The organism is Paenibacillus donghaensis, assembly GCF_002192415.1.
GTDB lineage: Bacteria > Bacillota > Bacilli > Paenibacillales > Paenibacillaceae > Paenibacillus_AQ > Paenibacillus_AQ donghaensis.
This window is the reverse complement of sequence record NZ_CP021780.1, coordinates 789,755-808,967: the sequence shown is the minus strand read 5'-3', so window position 1 is coordinate 808,967 and position 19,213 is coordinate 789,755. Positions and strand designations below refer to the sequence as shown.

19 protein-coding genes are annotated in these 19,213 nt (G+C 51.8%); 5 read left to right on the top strand and 14 right to left on the bottom strand.

All coding sequences use genetic code 11. From position 1 onward, the window contains the following. Nucleotides 1-5 precede the first annotated feature (5 nt). Nucleotides 6-776 (top strand): DeoR/GlpR family DNA-binding transcription regulator, encoded by a 771-nt coding sequence (locus B9T62_RS03260; RefSeq protein ID WP_087913951.1) that lies wholly within the window; start codon nt 6-8, stop codon nt 774-776. 97 nt (nt 777-873) lie between these two features. On the opposite strand, the gene B9T62_RS03255 is transcribed toward B9T62_RS03260, so the two are convergent. After that, nucleotides 874-3,249: a glycoside hydrolase family 95 protein gene (locus B9T62_RS03255; protein ID WP_087913950.1), complete on the bottom strand. Its 2,376-nt coding sequence runs from the start codon at nt 3,247-3,249 to the stop codon at nt 874-876. Between the two features lie 15 nt (nt 3,250-3,264). Next, nucleotides 3,265-3,936: an SGNH/GDSL hydrolase family protein gene (locus B9T62_RS03250; protein WP_087913949.1), complete on the bottom strand. Its 672-nt coding sequence runs from the start codon at nt 3,934-3,936 to the stop codon at nt 3,265-3,267. Nucleotides 3,937-4,015: 79 nt separating this feature from the next. On the opposite strand from B9T62_RS03250, the gene B9T62_RS03245 reads away from it, so the two are divergent. Together B9T62_RS03245 and B9T62_RS03240 are read left to right on the top strand one after the other, a co-directional pair. Further along, the gene (locus tag B9T62_RS03245) at nt 4,016-4,990 is read left to right on the top strand and encodes an aldo/keto reductase family protein (RefSeq protein WP_087913948.1); all 975 of its coding nucleotides are present in this window, start codon (nt 4,016-4,018) and stop codon (nt 4,988-4,990) included. Nucleotides 4,991-6,234: 1,244 nt separating this feature from the next. After that, nucleotides 6,235-6,762, top strand: a complete 528-nt coding sequence (locus B9T62_RS03240) for a hypothetical protein (RefSeq protein WP_087913947.1) — start codon at nt 6,235-6,237, stop codon at nt 6,760-6,762. A gap of 87 nt (nt 6,763-6,849) precedes the next feature. Here the strand turns inward: B9T62_RS03240 and B9T62_RS03235 are convergent, their stop codons facing one another. The 5 genes from B9T62_RS03235 to B9T62_RS03215 form a co-directional block, all read right to left on the bottom strand. Further along, nucleotides 6,850-7,812 (bottom strand): glycoside hydrolase family 43 protein, encoded by a 963-nt coding sequence (locus B9T62_RS03235; protein WP_087913946.1) that lies wholly within the window; start codon nt 7,810-7,812, stop codon nt 6,850-6,852. A gap of 72 nt (nt 7,813-7,884) precedes the next feature. Then, nucleotides 7,885-9,363, bottom strand: a complete 1,479-nt coding sequence (locus tag B9T62_RS03230; RefSeq protein WP_087913945.1) for an alpha-N-arabinofuranosidase — start codon at nt 9,361-9,363, stop codon at nt 7,885-7,887. Nucleotides 9,364-9,392: 29 nt separating this feature from the next. Then, nucleotides 9,393-10,280, bottom strand: a complete 888-nt coding sequence (locus B9T62_RS03225) for a carbohydrate ABC transporter permease (protein WP_245864530.1) — start codon at nt 10,278-10,280, stop codon at nt 9,393-9,395. 78 nt (nt 10,281-10,358) lie between these two features. Beyond that, nucleotides 10,359-11,237 carry a carbohydrate ABC transporter permease gene (locus B9T62_RS03220; protein WP_087913943.1) on the bottom strand — a complete coding sequence of 293 codons (879 nt, stop codon included), beginning with the start codon at nt 11,235-11,237 and terminating at the stop codon, nt 10,359-10,361. Nucleotides 11,238-11,314: 77 nt separating this feature from the next. Further along, entirely contained in the window at nt 11,315-12,556 is a 1,242-nt protein-coding gene (locus B9T62_RS03215) for an extracellular solute-binding protein (RefSeq protein WP_087913942.1), read from the bottom strand. A gap of 499 nt (nt 12,557-13,055) precedes the next feature. On the opposite strand from B9T62_RS03215, the gene B9T62_RS03210 reads away from it, so the two are divergent. Both B9T62_RS03210 and B9T62_RS03205 read left to right on the top strand, forming a co-directional pair. Further along, complete coding sequence (locus B9T62_RS03210) at nt 13,056-14,015, top strand: ArsR/SmtB family transcription factor (protein ID WP_087913941.1); 960 nt, start codon at nt 13,056-13,058, stop codon at nt 14,013-14,015. Between the two features lie 88 nt (nt 14,016-14,103). After that, nucleotides 14,104-14,262, top strand: coding sequence for an asparagine synthase (locus B9T62_RS03205; protein ID WP_087913940.1), 159 nt, complete (start codon nt 14,104-14,106; stop codon nt 14,260-14,262). 135 nt (nt 14,263-14,397) lie between these two features. Here B9T62_RS03205 and B9T62_RS03200 read toward each other — a convergent pair whose 3' ends face one another. The 7 genes from B9T62_RS03200 to aroE all read right to left on the bottom strand — a co-directional run bounded on the left by B9T62_RS03200 (nt 14,398) and on the right by aroE (nt 19,202). Further along, a complete protein-coding gene (locus B9T62_RS03200; protein ID WP_087920105.1) occupies nt 14,398-15,168 on the bottom strand; it encodes a class I SAM-dependent DNA methyltransferase in 771 nt (256 codons plus the stop codon). 51 nt (nt 15,169-15,219) lie between these two features. Beyond that, nucleotides 15,220-16,140 (bottom strand): CvfB family protein, encoded by a 921-nt coding sequence (locus B9T62_RS03195; RefSeq protein ID WP_087913939.1) that lies wholly within the window; start codon nt 16,138-16,140, stop codon nt 15,220-15,222. Continuing rightward, nucleotides 16,137-16,484: a ribosome silencing factor gene (gene rsfS / locus B9T62_RS03190; protein WP_087913938.1), complete on the bottom strand. Its 348-nt coding sequence runs from the start codon at nt 16,482-16,484 to the stop codon at nt 16,137-16,139. The genes B9T62_RS03195 and rsfS overlap by 4 nt, the downstream gene beginning before the upstream one ends. Next, on the bottom strand, nt 16,481-17,059 hold the full coding sequence (gene yqeK, locus B9T62_RS03185) for a bis(5'-nucleosyl)-tetraphosphatase (symmetrical) YqeK (RefSeq protein WP_087913937.1): 579 nt from the start codon (nt 17,057-17,059) through the stop codon (nt 16,481-16,483). The genes rsfS and yqeK overlap by 4 nt, the downstream gene beginning before the upstream one ends. Next, nucleotides 17,031-17,633, bottom strand: coding sequence for a nicotinate-nucleotide adenylyltransferase (locus B9T62_RS03180; RefSeq protein WP_087913936.1), 603 nt, complete (start codon nt 17,631-17,633; stop codon nt 17,031-17,033). Before B9T62_RS03180 ends, yqeK begins: the two co-directional genes overlap by 29 nt. Nucleotides 17,634-17,666: 33 nt before the next feature. Next, nucleotides 17,667-17,960, bottom strand: a complete 294-nt coding sequence (yhbY, locus tag B9T62_RS03175; protein ID WP_087913935.1) for a ribosome assembly RNA-binding protein YhbY — start codon at nt 17,958-17,960, stop codon at nt 17,667-17,669. A gap of 363 nt (nt 17,961-18,323) precedes the next feature. Next, on the bottom strand, nt 18,324-19,202 hold the full coding sequence (gene aroE, locus B9T62_RS03170) for a shikimate dehydrogenase (protein WP_087913934.1): 879 nt from the start codon (nt 19,200-19,202) through the stop codon (nt 18,324-18,326). Nucleotides 19,203-19,213 lie beyond the last annotated feature (11 nt).

Here is a 19,213-nt window from a genome sequence, read left to right as displayed (position 1 = left end):
AAGCGATGAAAGCATTTGAACGGCGTGATCTGATTATTAATGAGCTCTACCGGCACAAGAAGGTGCATGTCGCCGACCTGGCGCAGAAGTTCAACGTCTCGGAGGAGACGATCCGGCGCGACCTCGACAAGCTCGATAAAGAAGGCCTGGCCAAAAAAAACTACGGCGGAGCCATCCTCAACGCCCAAACCAATGAAGACCCTTCGTATTCAAGCAGACATCAGGTCAATATTCAGGCCAAACGTTCCATCGCCTCTCTAGTGCTGGAGTTGATTAACGACGGGGACAGCCTAATGACAGACACCAGCTCCACGGCATTTGAAGCGCTCCGGACGATTATTGAGCACCGCAGCAAGCTGACGGTTATCACCAATTCGCTTGTGGTGTTGTCCGAATTCCAGCATGCCGGACAGACCCTGATCTCCACCGGCGGCATCCTGGGGCCGGAGACCAGCTCCTTTGTTGGACGCAATGCCTCCCAGACGATTCAGAAATACCATGTGGATGTCGCCATTTTCAGCTGCAAGGCGCTGTCGATGAACGCCGGGTTATGTGATTCTAATGAGGGGGAGAGCGAGCTGAAGGTGCTGATGCAGCAGCAGGCCAACAAGGTCATACTGCTGGTGGACCATTCCAAGTTCGACCGGATCGCTTTTATTAAATTGTTCAGCTTCGATAAAGTGGACTATATCGTCACTGACCAGAAACCGTCGGAGGAATGGATTGAGTTCCTGGGCAACTATCAGGTGTCGCTAATCTACCCTGCTGCGGAGTAAACGTCGGTTCTTGCAGCCTGTAAGGAAACAAACAAATAGAGCATCTCTCTACAATCAGAAAGATGCTCTGGAGCGCCAAGTTATAGATCAGGATATTCTACTGCAGGGCAGCCGCTGCAAAATCAACCACATATTCCCGCCCCGCCTTGCCCTGAAAAGAAACGATACCGTCCGCGAGTTGATACGGTACAGCCGTGCCTTCACAAGTAACAGCAATCAAGCACCCGTTGCCTATTCTGCACGTTCCGCTTTGGGCACAGCGGATTAGCGCTTGTGCGGGAATCCCGTGTTTCCATGCCAGACTTACTTCGAAGCCGCCTCGGGCCCGCAATCCCTTGAAGTACCCTTCAGGCCAAGCCTCCGGCAGTGCCGGCAGCAGCTCCAAAAAACCTTGATGGGATTGCAGCAGCATCTCCATAATCCCGGAAGTTGCCCCGAAGTTTCCGTCAATCTGAAAAGGCGGACAAGCATCGAACAGATTCGGATAGACCCCACCCTGTGCGCTGCCCTCTTCCACAAGCTGCAGCAGTTTGGACAGCAGCTGCAAAGCGCGTGTCCCTTCGCCGAACCGGGCCCACAGGCTGATCTTCCAGCCCAGACTCCAGCCGGTGCCTCCGTCTCCCCTTCGCTCCAGACTCTGTCTGGCGGCTCGGAACAGCTCGGGGCTATTCCGTTTCGTCAGCTGAACTCCAGGATACACACCGTACAGATGTGAGACATGACGGTGATGTCTGTCCTCTTCCTCGAAGTCGTCGGACCATTCCTGCAGCTGACCGTATTGTCCGATCTGCAGCGGAAATAAAGCGGTCTTGGCAGCCATCAGTTCCTGGCTGAATAACGTATCTTCTCCCAGAATTGTAGAGGCCTCAATACAATTACTGAAGAGATCCCAGATCAGCATCAGGTCCATCGTAGTGGCTGTGCTGACCCCGGCATAGCTGCCGCCGCTGCGGAATTTATGCTCGGGCGAAGTGGAGGGCGAGGTCACGAGCCTTCCGTTCCCGTCATCAAGCAGCCAGTCGAGGCAGAACAATGCTGCCTCCTTCATTACAGGGTAAGCACAGGTTCTCAGAAATTCCTCATCCTGTCCGAATTCATAATGCTCCCACAGATGGCGGCAGAGCCATGGACCAGCAAGCGGCCACAGTGACCAGACCGCCTCCCCATGACCCTCTCCCCCTGCCGGGGAACTCTGGCGCCAGATGTCCGTATTATGGTGGGCAGTCCAGCCCCTTGCTCCATAATGTACTTCGGCGGTCTTCCGCCCGTTCCGGGCCAGCTCCTCAATCAGCCTGAACAGGGGCTCGTGGCATTCCGCCAGATTGCCGCTCTCCGCAGGCCAATAATTCATCTGGGCATTGATGTTCAACGTCCAGTTGCTGCTCCATGGTGCCCTTGTCTCCTGATTCCAGATGCCCTGCAGATTGGTGGGCTGTGTGCCTGGACGGGAGCCGGAGATCATTAAATACCGCCCGTACTGGAACAGCAGCTCCACCAGTGCGGGATCGGAGGCACCGTAGTGCTTGATCCATTGATCGGCTGCTATATCCTCCGGTGCCTGCCGCTTTCCTAAGGAAAGCTGGACACGGCTGTATAGAGATCGATAGTCTGCGATATGCGCAGCACGGAGTGATTCATAGGATTGTTTCAGCGCCTGCCGCAGGTCCTCTTGGGCTGCTGCACTGTAATCCTTCCCTGCCCGGCCGGGCACCTGATCGAAACCGTTATAGCTTGTGGCCGCGCTGAAACAGAGCGTAACCTCAGTCGCCTCCATAATATGTATAGCTCCGGAGGCAAATTCAATGCGCCCCCCCTCTGTCCGCACACCCACTCGCCCCTCGAAACCCATGGCATCTGTGTTGTCCCATTCTCCATAGCTCAGCGGATTCTTCTTGCTCATATAATTGGGATCTGCATTCTCCGGTGCCATTCCCTGGATGATCAATTCTCCGTTCTCCACCCCTGAACGGTGGCGGAGTGCGCTGTCCAGCTTCACTGTCAGGCTTAACATTCCAGGCTCATCCGCAGTCAGGTGAAGGACAAGGACCCGGCCCGGGAAGGAAGCGATGGCTTCGCGGGTATACTGCACTCCGCCAATTGTATACTCTACTCTTGCAACAGCCTGCTCCAGATCAAGACTCCGTTCATACCTGTCCGTGTAATCGCCATGCTCAAATTGCAAATACAGATCGCCAAAGGGCAGATAGGATTGAACGTAAGGACTCAGCATTCCTCTGCATTGTTCATCCGCTTCCAGGAATTTCTGCTCCTTCAGCAGACGGCGCACTTCGGGAAGCATCGCAAGAGCTTCTGCATTATTCCGTTCCTGCGGGCTGCCGGACCATAAAGTATCCTCATTCAGCTGAATCCGTTCCTTCTCTACCCCTCCAAAAAGCATGGCGCCCAAACGTCCGCCTCCAATCGGCAGCGCTTCGTTCCAATCCTTGGCAGGCCTTGTGTAATTCAGTTTCACCGTGACCCGCCCCCCTTATGACATCAGTTGTTTCAACAGGCCGCCCTCTTCTACAGCCCTAAGCCATTCCTTGGCAATCAGGTCATGCCCCGCAGCTGTCGGATGAACGCCATCCCACAGATAATAAGCAGCCTCCGCGCGCTGGGCAGCGTCATTGAAGGGTTGCTGAAGTGGGACATACAGCGCATGAAATTCCTCCGCAAGCCTGCGGACCACCTGCTGATGATGAGTAATCCACTGTTTCCAGGTCGTCCAATCCTCTGCCGGAGCGCCGGTATTCAGGATAAAAGGCTCGCACAGGACCAGCTTCGTCTGCGGCAGCACTTCGCTTGTCTCTTCCAGAACGTGGCGGTACGCCCGTTCGAAACGGTCGGTCACTCCGCTGGGTTCACCCTTCATCGTTCTCCAAATATCGTTGACCCCAATCAGAATACTGATGATATCGGGCCGCAGAAAGATGGCGTCCTCGTTCCAGCGTGCGTACAGATCGGAGATCCGGTCCCCGCTGACACCGCGGTTATAGAAGACCGGCTGCTGCTCAGCCAGCTCGTTTCCCAGTTTGCCGCCGATGATGTAAGCATAGCTGTGTCCGAGGATATGATTGGGATCATCGTCACGGCCACGGTTGCCGTCTGTAATGGAATCCCCTTGAAATAGAACGATTGTGCCGGTTTTAGTAGTAGACATAGTATTGCTCCATCCTTTTCGCTATGATAGATTCATCAGTAAAGTTAACATAAATACCACTCTGAAGGGAAGCGTTAACATGAAATACAGAAGACTTGGCAACAGCGGACTTAAGGTAAGTGAAATCGGCCTGGGCAGCTGGCTTACATACGGAACGGCGGCAGAGCAGGAGGCGGCGGATGCCTGTATCCGCCAGGCTTTTGAATGCGGTATCAATTTCTTCGATACGGCTAATGCCTACAACCGCGGCGAAGGTGAAAGAGCAATGGGTGCTGCCCTCAGTTCCTATAACCGCTCGGATTATGTGCTGAGCACCAAGGTGTTTTTCCCGATGGGCGAAGGTGTGAATGACCGCGGCTTGTCGCGCAAGCATATTATGGAGCAATGCGAAGCCAGCCTGCGCCGCCTCGGCACCGATTACATCGACATCTACTTCTGTCACCGTTATGACACGGAGACACCAACGGAGGAAACGCTGCGCGCGCTGGACGACCTGGCGGCCCAGGGCAAAATCCTCTACGCGGCCGTCAGCGAATGGAGTGCCGCCCAGCTCTCCGAGGCCGGCGGAATCAGCCGCCGCCTGAATCTGCGTCCGCTGGTGTCCAACCAGCCGATCTACAATATGTTTGAGCGTTATATCGAGGATGAGGTGCTTGCCGTCTCCGCACGCGAAGGGCTGGGCCAGGTGGTGTTCTCCCCACTGGCACAGGGTATCCTCACCGGCAAATACAAGCCGGGCCAAGCCGCTCCGGCCGGCACCCGCGGCGCCGACGATGCCGTGAATAGCGTCATCCGCAGCTATCTGCGCGATGATGTGCTGGGCGTGGTCGGCCAGCTGAATGAGCTGGCCGCAAGCCAAGGCCTGAAGCTGTCGCAGCTGGCCTTGGCCTGGGTGCTGCGCCAGCCGGGCGTAAGCTCGGCCATTATTGGCGCGAGCAAGCCGGCGCAGGTCCTGGAGAACGCCTTGGCGGTCGACGCCACGCTCTCGGCGGATACCCTGCAGCAGATCGATAAGCTGCTGCTGCAGGTCAAGGACTTCGCCCCGGCGCGCTAAGCCGGGCAACGGACTTGACAGCGGCCCTGTGCAGGGTCCGGTTGAAGCATCAACCGGGTCCCTGCACAGGGCCGCTTTTTGCTGCGGACATAGCTGCTGTGTGGTACCAATTAAGCCCCCTATTGATTTGATTCCTCTATTTGCTTGTACCTCTGAGCATCATACCTTTCCTTCCTACCATTTAAGTGCGAAACCGGTTACTACTTAGGACCCACGCCCTCTGATGTACGTTTCAACTTACTAAGGATTAACCCGTAGGTGGCTATGGGGACAAACTGCCGCTAATCCTCGGCTAAAGTTCCGTTACTCAGAGAATTAGATGCGTTTTCACACTTATTTGCTCTAAAACAGAAAAAACCGCTGAATTAGATGCGTATTTGGTTACTACTTAGGCCCTGCGAGACTCCAAGCCCTTGAACTAGGTAACCTGCATTTTAGCGGACCGTATAGCCCCTATTTCCTCCTATCTGCGATCTTTTGAAGTCTTACGGACCGTATAGCCCCTAAGTCGTCAAAACAGGCTCAAAAGCGAGGGTTTTCTGTGATATAGAGGCTCCTGGGTCCGTTAATCCTGCAAAACGGCTTATTTACAGCAAATAGAGGCTCCTGAGTCCGCAACCGTCTGAAATCGAAGCGAGGGTTACGAGCGAAGAGGGCTAGGGGACCTAAGTAGTAACCATATTTGCACTTATTTCCTCTAAAACGGAGAAAATTCGCAAATTAGATGCACTTTTGCAACTAAATCACGGTTCGGATTTAGGAAACTGTCATGGAGCGGAGTCTTCGATGTTCTCATCATAACCGTGGCCTAAGCAGTAACCGTATTTGCAACTAAATCGGTGGATCGGACAAATGTGGCCATCAAGTGGCTTAGTCTTTGATGCTCCTATCTTTCGGAGGCATCACTTTGCATGTATTTTGATCAACGAGCGCATCCGCCTACTTTTAAGTTTGAAACTACAATATTTCCTGGCCTAAACCTTCATCCAGTGACATAGAATAATAACGATCTGCCTTTCACAGGTATGGCCTGATTCGTCTCCTTCACCTGATATAGCGCAGGTTTGGTTCTCCCCCTAAAGCCCCATTTCTCTGGTTTTATCTTCCTATGCCGTTTTCCGAAAAATAATTGCAACATTTTCAGAAATATCTCGTTTAAAGAGGTAGAAAGCACGTTTGAAAGAGTTCAGCAAGGGTAATCTACCTTATACTGTGCTACACACATCCCAAGGGGGAGATAAATCATGTCCAAGAAAAGATCAGCTTACGTATTGCCTGTTGTTGTCCTGTTATTCCTTTCCCTTATTACTACGGCCAGCACAGTCGGGACGAAGGCTAACGCGCAGAGCGGCGTATCCGCTCAGCAGCTTACGGTGTATATCCAATCGTTAACATCCGGTGACGGCAGCACTGCCCTCTCGGCCGATGAAATAGAATGGTATCAGGGCGCTGAAGCCACTGAAGTTTTTGCACAAAGAGAGCCTGAAGCTGCCGCTGAGATCGGCGGTCCACCGGATGATTATTATATCGTGAATGACAGCGACAGTCTGACGGACTATCCGGTAGCGGCCACCGCCACAGTAACTCTCCAAATCTATGACCACACCGGCAATATCGAAGATCTCGATATCAACTGGAATGAGCAGGTTACCCTGGAGCAGTTCGTTAAGCTGTTCAGCCAGAATGAGGTGTTTGATCTAAGCCAATCGCCATACCATATTACAGTACAGGATGGCCAGATTACATCATTCGTTCAGCAGTATACTCCTTAAATCTAAATTAACTTAATTATATCCTTACTAACCCAAACGAGCAGGCCACCGATTTCCGGGGCCTGCTCGTTTCTTGTTATTTCCTGCTTAGGATCTGCCATCCTTCACCGGAACACCAAACTCCGGCGTGCCGTCTTCCTTCCAGCGGAAGACCTGAGCGCGGGTGTGGCGGTTCGGATCATACAGCGGATCACCTGTAATCTCCTTGTAGTTGCGGGCATGATAGATCAGCACATCGTCTCCTTCTTCATTGACGGTGAAGCTGTTGTGCCCGGGACCATATTGCCCGTTCTCTTCGCTGGTCTGGAAGACCGGCTGCGGGAATTTCGTCCAGGAGGCCGCATCCAGCAGATCACTGTTCTCATCGGCGGACAGCAGCCCCATACAGTAATTATGATCTGTTGCACTGCCCGAGAAACTCATGAAGATTCTGCCATTGCGGTTCAGTACCGCAGCGCCCTCATTCACACTGAAGCCGTGTGTCTCCCAGTCATATTCCGGCTTGGCAATCATCGTCTGTACACCGGTTAATGTCCAGGGATTGCTCATCTCTGAAATGTACAGATTGGAATTGCCCGGAATGACCGGGTCCTTCTGGGCCCAGACATAATACAGCTTGCCTCTGTGCTGGAATGCAGTCGCATCAAGGGCAAAGGATTCCCAGGCCGTCTTCACCTGGCCTTTCTCTGTCCACGTACCCTCCAGCGGATTCGCCGACTCATTCTCCAGTGCAAACATCCGGTGGTCGAACAACCCTTCATTCGTTTCAGTTGTCCGGGCAGCCGCGAAATAAATGTACCATTTGCTATCAATATAGTGAATTTCCGGTGCCCAGATGTTGGCACTGAGCGGACCGGACTCATATTTGCGCCAAGCTACAACCGGCATAGCTTCCCGCAGCCCTTCAAGCGTCGAGGCTCTGCGTACCTCAATCCGGTCATATTCCGGCACGGAAGCCGTGAAATAATAATATCCGTCTGTATGCTTATAGATCCAGGGATCGGCCCGCTGCTCCACCAGCGGATTGGCATAGTCTCTGTTTGTGTTCATAATGGTTTCTCCTTTGATCTGTTAGCAGTCATAGATTGATGTTGATTTCGTTCCTTGTTGAGGGCAGCCTTCCTACTTCAACGTAAGTACAACCACGGAAGCGGGCGGCAGCTCGCACTCCAGCTGTCCGTTATTCAGGGCAGCACCATTATAGGCGGCAATGGTTACTTTCTCTGGTTCTTCGAATGTATTATGGGCATTAAGCTCCCCATGAGTCAGTATTTGTCCGGATACCTCTTTCAGCGAGGCGCCTCCGATCCGGAAATTTACGCTTACCGGCTCCAAATGGCTCAGGTTGCAGATCGACACGTATACGTTGCCGCCTTGATCCCGGGATGCAGAGACGCTTAACTGCGGAATGGTCACCCCTTCGAAGGAATAATCCGGACTTGCGAAATTCACCGCCAGCGACTCATTTCCCTGATGAACCTTGTACATGTCGAAGACATGATACGTAGGGGTGAGCAGCAATTGATCGCCTTCGGTCAGGATCATCGCCTGCAGCACATTCACTACCTGAGCCAGATTTGCCATCTGTACCCGGTCACTGTGCTTCTGAAAAATATTCAGATGTATACCTGCTACCAAAGCATCCCTTAATGTGTTCTGTTGATAGAGAAACCCCGGATTCGTTCCAGGCTCACTCTGGAACCAGGTTCCCCATTCATCTATAATCATCCCTATCCGCTTCTGTGGATCATATTGATCCATGATGGCGGAATGGCGGGTAATCAGCTCATCCATATGCAGCGACTTCTTCATCGTCTCCACCCATTCGGCTTCATCGAAACCAAGCGCCGGACGTTTCTCTTCCCAGCTGCCGGGAATGGTGTACGAATGCAGGCTCAGTCCATCCATGAAACGGCCCGCTTCCCGCATCAGTACCTCCGTCCAGTTATAGTCGTCGACATTGGCGCCGCCGGCAATTTTGAACAATTGGTTATCCCCGTAATTCCGGACATAGGTCTGATACTGCCGATAGAGATCGGCGTAATATTCGGGACGCATGTTGCCGCCGCAGCCCCAGTTCTCATTCCCTACACCAAAATACTTCAGCTTCCACGGCTCTTCTCTGCCGTTTGCCCGCCGCCAGTCGGCCATCGGGGACTCACCCTCGAAGGTCATGTACTCCACCCACTCCGACATTTCCTGAACCGTGCCGCTGCCGACATTGCCGCAGATATAAGGCTCGCAATCCAGCAGCTCGCAGAACCGGAAGAATTCATGGGTGCCAAAGTGATTGTTCTCAACCAAACCGCCCCAGTGTGTATTTACCATCCGCTTGCGGGTTTCCTTCGGTCCAATGCCATCTTTCCAGTGATATTCATCGGCGAAACAGCCGCCCGGCCAGCGCAGCACCGGAATGTTCACTTGCTTCAGCGCCGCCAGCACATCATTGCGGAAACCTTCCGTATTGGGAATCGGCGAATCCACGCCTACCCAGATGCCTTCATAGATACATCTGCCGAGATGTTCGGCGAAATGGCCATAGATATTTTTGTTGATTGTTGCTTGCGGCAGATCCGCATGAATGACGATAGATACGCTCATAGGTTTCTCTCCCTCAATCTCTATTTAGTCTAGCCTTTGATACCCGAATTCAAGTTAATGGATTGCACAAAATATTTCTGCGCAAACAGGAAAAGCAGCATGGTTGGAATAATCGCCAGAATCGCAGAGCCCATCAGCTGTCCAATCATCCGGTAGTTGCCGTAAATATCCTGCAGCAGCAGCAGACCTGCCGTTACCGGCATTTTGTCTACATCGGTGAACACGATGACCGGCCACAGGAAATCGTTCCACGAGCCTGTGAATGAGAACAGCCCGCACACAATTAGTATGGGTTTCATCAACGGCAGAATGACTGAAGCATAAATTCTGAAATCACTTGCACCGTCAACCGTTGCCGATTCGTCCAGCTCACGTGGAATCCCGTTCATGAACTGACGGACCAGGAAGATATTGCCCATTCCGGCCAGACCGGGGATAATCATCGCCCAGGAGGTGTTCACCCAGCCGAGCGCATCAATGATTTTGTAGGAAGGAATCAGATTCACCACACCGGGGAAAAAGGAAATACCCAGCAAGGTAAAAAACAAGGTGTCTCTTCCCTTAAACTTCATCCGCGAATAGCCGTAGCCGGTAATCGAGATGATTACAACCACCAGAAACGTATGCAGGGTCGCGATAAACAGAGAGTTCATCAGCCACCGCAAAATAGGCGCTGTTGAGGTATTATCCAGAATCTTGACATAGTTCTCAAGGATCCACTGTTCAGGGAAAAGCCGGAACCCTGAGGAGACTACTTCCGTTTGCGAACGGAACGACGTGGATACCCCGAAGATGACAGGAATGACCCAGATTAAACATAAGCTAATCAGAAAAAAGTAAGAGATGTATTTGGAGATGCTGATTCCTAATCCTTTTTTCGATGCTCCTTGTCCGTTTAGAGCCGGACGGTTGTCCATATGATTGATTGCCTGCTTTGACATTTGTTTGCACCTGCCTTTTCCTGTTCCATGGTTAGCAAGGATGAAATCGCGAACTTAAGCTGCGTTCCGGTTCATCACATAATATTGCAGCGCCGAAATGACCAGAATGATCAGTCCCAGCAACACCGCCATCGCTGATGCCATTCCGGCGATGGATTCCCCGTTGCCGAACGCCAGCTGCCGAATGTACATCATCAGTACATGTGTGCTCTGTTGCGGCCCGCCATCGGTCATCATGAGTGGCTGACCAAAGACATTAAAGGCTCCGGCCGTAGTCATGACGAAGGTGTAAATCAGCGGGAAACGGATGGAAGGCAAGGTAATGCTGGTGAATCGGCGGATGGCACCCGCACCGTCCAGCTCGGCCGATTCATACAGATCGGGAGCTACACCGCTGATCGAAGCGCGATAGATAATCATGTTGCCGCCCACTCCGCCCCAAATGGTGATGACGATAATGATCAGCCAGGCATAAGGCTGATGCGTCGGCCAGGCGATCTGGGAGCCGAAGATATTGCCGGTAATTCCAAGCTGCTTATTGAAGATCAATAACCATATGAGAGCTGCCGCAGAGATGGAGATCAGGCCCGGGATGTACAATATGGATTGAATCAGATTTTTCATCTTCACTTTCTTATGCTCCAGGGCTACAGCTATCATCAGCGGAATGATGATTAATAGCGGAACGCTCAGCACGACAAAGATTAACGTATTCTTGAGGCCATTCTGAAATTGGGTGTGAAAGGTGGAGCCGCTGTCAAATAGAATCGTCTTGTAGTTGTCTAAACCTACCCATACCGGATCATTCATCAGATTCCATTTTGTAAATGAAGCGTAAATTCCATAAATCGTCGGCAACAGCACGAATACGGCAAACAAGATCACATGCGGACCCACAAAGAAAACAGGTGCCAGATTCAGCTTCTTTTTCATAGGCAATCATTTCTCCTTTTGTGTGAGGGCAATGGGCCTACAGCCCATTGCCCTCACACAATCTATTCTGTTTGCGTTTATTTAGCGGCACTACTGCCTTCAGCGATTTTATCTTCCACAAACTTCTGCATCGTCTGCAAGGTTTCATCTATGTCTACTTTCCCGCGGACAATATCTGCGCAGTAGGTATCGACGGCTTCCGCAATGTATGGATAATATTCGTAAGTATAAATGTATAGGGATTCAATTTCTTTCTCATCGGAGGTGAAGAAGGATTGCATATATTCCTTGTATTCCGGACTTTCATTAACTTGTTTACTGGCAACAATCTGGCCGGCCTTAGCCCATTCCAGTGAGTTCTGACGAATAAATTCCAGGAAGCTGCCGATTCCCGCTACCTTCTCTTCCGTTCTTTCCGAATTCTTCAGCATGGAGAACAAATGGGAAGACGAACGGTTGGTAAATTTATCAGGGGTACTGGAGTAAACATTGGTCACTCCAAAATTCAATCCTTCCACACCCGCGTGGGCATTGGAGCTCCAGGTTCCATCCGTGGAGAACAAGACATTGCCTGACTGGAACATCAGGTAGCCATCTTCCCCAAAGGGAGTCATCATACCGGCATCGGCAACTTTCTTGACATTCTCGAACGCTTGCTTCATGACCGGCGTATTCACCGCAGGCTTGCCGTCCTGTTGAATATCTCCGCCCAAGTTCTGGATTTGAGCCAGAATGACCCAGCCCAGCAGCGCATCATTTACAACATAATCGCCTTCATCCAGCTTCCCTTGCAGGGACAGCATCTCATCAATAGTCACCACATTATCATCTAGGAAGGATTCGGCATTATACTTCTTCAGCAGATCCTTGTTGTAGTACATCGCGGAGCTGTGGATGTCCAGCGGCACCGTGTATTGGGTTCCGTCTACGGTTCCGGTTGACCAAGCCTGCGGCAGGTAGTTATCCTGCTTGATCTCGGGCTGCGCGCTGGTGACTGCAGTCATCGGCTCCAGCACTCCCTGTTTCACATATCCGGGAACACGGTCCGCATGGATGATCGTCAAGTCCGGCACTCCTTTGCCGGAGTTCAATACGGTGGAGACTTTGGTGTACATATCAGAGGTGATTACGTGCTTCACTTTCACAGCAGGATCTGTAGCGTTATAATCCTTGACCAGCTGATCCATATAAGCCCCGTCATCTCCGGTAAGAGGCGTCCAGAAGGTGATGCTGTTCTTGTCCTCACTGCTGCAACCAGCCAATACGCTCATTAGTACAAGAACCATAATTAATGATGAAAAACCCCACTTTTTTCTCATTACTTTCTCCTCCAATATAAATGAATTATTGTACTGCACCAGACGTTGGTTCAAAAAGCCTGATTCATTTCACCCTCCCTGTTTGTAACCGGATACAATTCACCTTCAAGGCTTAGCGGACCGGTTACATCCTGTATGAACCACCTTCTGTTTAAAATAGTATGAAACATTTAAATAAGCATTGAATGTATTCGCTTACAGGTATAAAATAACACATATACGCTTCTTTTGTAAACATATTTATCTAAACCAATTTACACTTACATGAAATGAAAGGATAATACGTCTTTAAAACAGAAATATTGTGCATTTTTCAGAAAATAATTGACTTTTATGTTTAGGTAAAACTAAAGTTATATCAACCCATTTTTATATTTTAGCTAATTTCGTGCATTTAATTACAAATGAAGTAAGAAAGCTTTATTTTCAGTGTTGATTAGTTTATAATTTTATAAAATAGTTAATAAATTCACAATGTCATGGAAGAAGGTAAGGTCACATGATATACATTAAAGATCTAATGAGTGGAATTGATATCTTCAAAGCGCTGAGCTCCGAGATCCGGATTCAGATTCTGGAGATGCTGGCCACGAATCAGGCCTTGAATCTTAATGAAATCGCCAAGAAGCTGAATCTCAGCAACGGTGCCATCACTATGCATATCAAGAAGCTTGAAGAAAGCGGTCTCATTGAGATTAATACTTCCGTAGGCAAACACGGCATCCAGAAGCTCTGTTATTTAAATAAAGACAAACTGATGGTGGATTTGCGCAGCAAGGATGTGGACAACCTGTATGAGGTGGAGATCCAGGTCGGGCATTACAGCAATTATCAGGCGGTTCCTACCTGCGGGCTGGCTACCAAGGACAGCATTATCGGTGATTTCGACGAGCCGCGTTATTTCGCAGACCCGCAGCGGATTGATTCGGAGATTATCTGGATGGCGGAAGGGTTCCTGGAGTACCGAATTCCGAACTACCTCAAAGCCAACCAGACCTTTCGTGAGATTCAATTCTCCATGGAGATCGGTTCGGAGGCACCCGGCTACAACGATAATTACCCTTCTGACCTCTACTTCTATGTCAATGGGATCGAGATCGGCTTCTGGACCAGTCCTGGCGACTTCGGAGCTTCGCGTGGCACCTTCAATCCGGACTGGTGGCCGCCCCATCTGAATCAATACGGCATGCTGAAGCTGATCCGCATCAACAATGAAGGCAGCTTCATTGACGGCTGCCGTATCTCCCAGGTAACTCTGGATGATATCCAGCTGAATTATAAGAGCGAGCTGACCTTCCGCATCGCTGTCACGGACAAACCGCTGAACAAACGCGGCCTGACCATCTATGGCAAGCACTTCGGCAACTACGGCCAGGACCTGATGGCCCGCGTGCTCTACAATGTGCATGAGCTGGCTGATGAGGCTGTGACTGAGGCTCCGGTAGCGGAGAGGGAATAATTGGCTTCAGTCCTTCCTCCGCATAATACACTGCCCTTCTACCGAGACTAACCTTTGTCTCCCATACCACTGAGAAGGAGTGTTTCGAATGCGCGAAGGTATGATACCCACCGTTCTTGGAACTGTAGTTACCGCTTCTAGCGCTGCTTTGTTTCGCAGCAAGTACAGAATGGCTGCAACCGGCGTACTCGGATTTGGTCTGGCCCATATTGTTCTTGGTGCGATTGACCTGTTTGAGCACCGGTAAGAGGGATTGGAAGACAGGAGTGACCTTAGCCGAGAATGGCTCGGGTCACTCTTTTTTTGGAATAAGTGTATACGTGAACAGCTACCAAACATAAAAAGGCCCTCGCCGGGGGCAAGGACCTGACCTTAGTGCTATTTATTTCACTGCTATATAGAACAGTCTTGCCGCGTCATCCCCGGCTTCCACCCATTCGAAATCCGCATAGGTCTTCACATTGCTGAATCCGGCCTGCAGCAGCTCTGATGTCAGCCATTCGGGCTCGTATGCCCGCTGGATGTGGGTCTCCTCGAAACGCTGATAACGGTCCGGACGGTCCTTCTCCTGCACAAAGATTGACAGATTATGCTCGATCTCCCGCCGGGGAACATCCAGCCCGCAGGTCCAGATATAGGACACAGCAGGCTCATTGCGCACGAACGGCTGCTCCTCCTCATACCGGATAAAGGTATTGGGATGATGCACATCAAACAGGAAGCAGCCTCCCGGCTTCAGGCCTCTGTAGGTGCTGGCAAACACGGAACGGATATCCTCTTCCTCCAGCACATAATTCAGACAATCGCAGAAGGAAATCACCGCGTCCACCGGCTCAGGCAGCTGCCAGTCCTTCATGTTCTGTCTGATCCAGCGCACACTGCCTTCCCGCAGGAAACGGCGTCCCTGTGGGTGCTCCTCCATCTTGCGCTGGGCTACCGCCAGCATATCCGATGAGAGGTCGATTCCCGTCATGTGATAGCCTTCAGCGGCCAGCGGGATCGTAATACTGCCTGTTCCGCAGCCCAGTTCGGCAACTGTATGCGGTTTGCCGTATTGGCTCCAAGCTGTCTCGGCAAATCTCAGCCAGTCCGGATAGGGCATATCCGCCATCAGCTCATCGTATACATAAGCAAATTTTCCGTAGGAAGACATCATTACACCGCACTTTCTATTACCTTAAACAATCTACTGCTGGATCATCTGTCAGTCGTTGGTTTTGTCATCCGCTGCGGCTTCCTGATCCTCTTCCTTGTTTACAAGGTAGGTCCAGTTCTCCTTCTGGGTAATCAGACCTTCCTTGTACAGCTTGCCCAGCGCTCGCTTGAACGCAGACTTGCTGATGCCAAACCGCTCCTTGATGATATCCGGCGGCGTGGCATCGGAATACGGCATCGCAGCGCCCGGACGCTCCTTCAGAAAGCTGAGCAGCGCGGCGGAATCCACATCCCGGCCCACTTCCCGGCGGGCAGACATGGACAGGTTCACACGGCCGTCTTCACGGACATGCGAGACACGAGCCTCAAACAGCTCACCCAAGCGCAGCAGACGGCTGCGTTCGGAGGAATGTACCATACCGATCATGCCGAAGCCCAGCACACCGCCGTCGACCAGCACGAAGGTGCCCATCTGCAGTGGTCTGTAGACCCGCGCCTTGACCGTCTGGCCCATCCAGGACTCCGGTGCAGCGACCACATAAGGCATCAGCTCCAGTTCTCCGCACAGCTTGGCGCGAAGCCGTCCCTGCTTGTCATGCTCCATAAGGACAAATACACGGTCACCGAGCTGCGGCCGCAGCTCGGTCAGCTCCGGCAGCTCGCTCATCGGAAGCAGCAGCTGGCGGCCCAGGCCCATTTCCAGGAAACAGCCCAGCCGCGGATGGATATCTGCTACTTCCAGCAGGGCCATCTCGCCAAGCGTCAGAAAGGGTTTCTTCATCGTAGCTGCCAGGCGGTCCTCGGTGTCGAAGAAGATGAACACCTCTACCTTATCGCCGGCTCTAACCTTTTCGGTCAGTTCCGTATAATGCAGCATAACATCTTCATCTCCCGCATTCAGAAAGAACCCGTAGGGGGAGACTTCTCTAACTACATCCAGCGTAACTGTAGTTCCGGCAATCAGGCTCATACCGATTCCACAACCTTGGCATCCGACCACAGACGCTCGATATTGTAATATTCGCGTTCATCGCGGTGGAATACGTGTACGATTACATCTCCGAGATCAAGCAGCACCCAGCGGGCGGAATCCATGCCTTCAATGCCGCGGATCATGCCGCCGGCTTCATGGACCACTTTACGGATTTCGGTAGCAATGGCCTGCACCTGCACATCCGAATTACCGTGGCAAATGACGAAATAATCACTGATTGGTGAAACGCTGCGCAGGTCCAGAGCCACAACGTTCATTGCTTTCTTATCTTCAACGGCCTTCAAGGCCAGCTGTAACAGCTTGTTTGATTGTACGTTCATATGTTTTCCTCCAATATTCTTACTAAATCGTTGCGTGCGAGTACGGTGAGCGGGTAAATAATCCGACGCTTCTCGAGCAGCAGACTGATCGTGGAATCCAGACCGGCAACAAGGCCTTCCTCCAGGCTGGATTTGGCCAGCTTGCGGATATGGTCCACGCCTGGAAAGTCACGTCCAGGTTCGATGTAATCGGCAAGACAGACAATTCTCTCCAGCAGACTCATCCCCTCCCGGCCCGAGGTATGGAAGCGGATGGCGTTCAGCACGTCAGAATCGGCAATACCGTAATCCCGCTCCGCTACAAAAGCGCCAACCTCGGCATGCCACAGCTGTTTGTCATGCTTCAGCAGTCCTGTATCGAGGCCGTTCTGCTCCATAATCTCCTTCATGCTCTCCACCGGCCAATATTTGGCCACATCATGCAGAATCGCAGCCGTTTCGGCTCGCTCCGGATCTGCGCCATACTGCTCCGCCAGCTTCACGGATGAAGCCATAACGCCCAGTGTATGCTTCCAGCGCTTGTCGGGCATCTGCGCCGATACCGCTTTAATCAGCGCTTCGCGGCTGTACTCCATACAATCCACTCCTTTGAACATAGTCATAAACAGCGTCGGGTACCATGTAACGGATAGAGCGGCCAGCGGCAGCCCGTTCTCTCAGCTGAGTAGAGGAGATTTCGACCAGCGGCATATCTGCCAGCAATACCTTGGCCGCAATGGCCTGGGGCAATGCTCCCAGATCCAGCTGAGTACCCGGACGCTCAACGCCAATGAAGTTAATCCGCTGAGCCAGCTCCTCAATGCCCTGCCACTTGGGCAGGTACTGCACCATATCCGCACCGATGATGAAATAGAAATCCAGCTGCGGATACTCCTCCTGCAGCTTCCGGATCGTATCGATGGTATAGGAAACGCCGTCACTCGACACCTCCCAATCCAGCGTACGAAAAGCCTCATGCCCCTTAACCGTTTCCTCCACCATAGCAAGCCGGTCTGCAGCGGATACATAGGCTTCATGCTTGTGCGGAGGGATGTGCGAGGGCATAAACCACACTTCCTGCAGGCCGTAGCTCTCTCTTGCCGCCTCGGCTGCCATCATATGGCCGATATGCAGGGGATCGAAGGTCCCTCCCATAATGCCAACCTTCAAGAGACCTCCTCCTTGTAACTTGCCTGTTTGATGTTAACGGGGCAGTTCAATGGTCTTATTATCTTTGGATTCCTTGTAGAGCACAATCGTCTTGCCGATCACCTGCACCAGCTCGGAGCCGGATTGTTCGGAGAGCGCCGCACCAATTTCCTTCGGATCTTCAACATTGTTGTTCAGCACGCTGATCTTCATCAGCTCGCGTTTCTCGATCGCTTCCTCGATGTGGCGGATCAGATGATCGTTGACACCGCCCTTGCCTACCTGGAATACCGGGTCCAGATGATGCGCCAGAGAGCGAAGATATCTTTTTTGTTTACCGTTTAACATAAATGAACAAACCCCTTAATTAACATATATTATTACCCTAACTGTTACTACTTAGGCCTCGCATGATAAGGGCATCAAAGACTCAACTCCATGATGGTTCGTAAGCCCATTCCACCGATTTAGTTGCAAATCTGCATCTAATTAGCCAATTTTATCCGTTTTGGAGGAAATAAGTGCAAAAGGGCATCTAATTTGGGCACTTGAGCGTAATAATCCTGATTCACTCGAAATTAGTTGCAGAAACGCACTTAATTACCTCCTGGCTTGCGATTCGGAGTAAATTAGTTGCAGTTTTGCACCTAATTTACTCCGAACGATCCTCGCATGAACCTAAGTAGTAACCCTAACTTCACTAATCCATTTCTAGATGCTGCTGCTGTCCTGTGTTTCCAGCATACTGCTGCGCATAACGTCAATTGGCGCAGGGCGTCCAGTCCAATATTCAAGGGCATAAGCCCCCTGATAGATGAACATCCCCAGGCCGCCGTGGATGCGGCAGCCCCGCTCCAGGCTCTCCGTCAACAGCCGGGTGCGCAGCGGGTTGTAGATCAGATCACTGACCACCATTCCTTCATGCAGCAGCGAAGGGTCCAGCGGTGTCTCATCCGTATGCGGATACATGCCTACAGAGGTCGTGTTGATCACTACCTGAATACCCTGCAGTTCCGCCGGCATTTCAGCCAGACTGATGCCCTTCACCTTACCTTTGGTTCTGCATTCCGCTGCCAGCTCCACTGCCTTGGCCGCATTGCGGTTAGCAATCACAATCGAAGCCGGATTCTCCTGCAGCAGCGACGTAACGATGCCTCTGGCCGCTCCTCCGGCTCCAATCACCAGAATGCGCGCGCCCGACAGGTCAGCTATCGCTTCAGCCTTGAGCGACCGGACATACCCGATGCCATCGGTATTATAACCGGTCAGCACTCCGCCGTCATTGACTACTGTATTGACCGCACCGACCGAAAGCGCACTTTCGTCCAGATGGTCCATATACTCCATAACCGCCACCTTGTGCGGAATCGTTACATTCACGCCACGGAAGCCGAGGATGCGGATCGCCTGGACCGCTTCGCCCAGCTTATCTGGCGTGACATGCAGCGGCACATAGGCACCGCTTATGCCGAGTGCCCTAAGGGCTGCCTCCTGCATAAGCGGTGACTTGGAATGACCGATCGGGTCTCCCATCACTCCCAGCAGGATCGCTCCACTTGCATTCACCCCAGCCGAAGCTGTCTCAGACATAACCTTCTCCT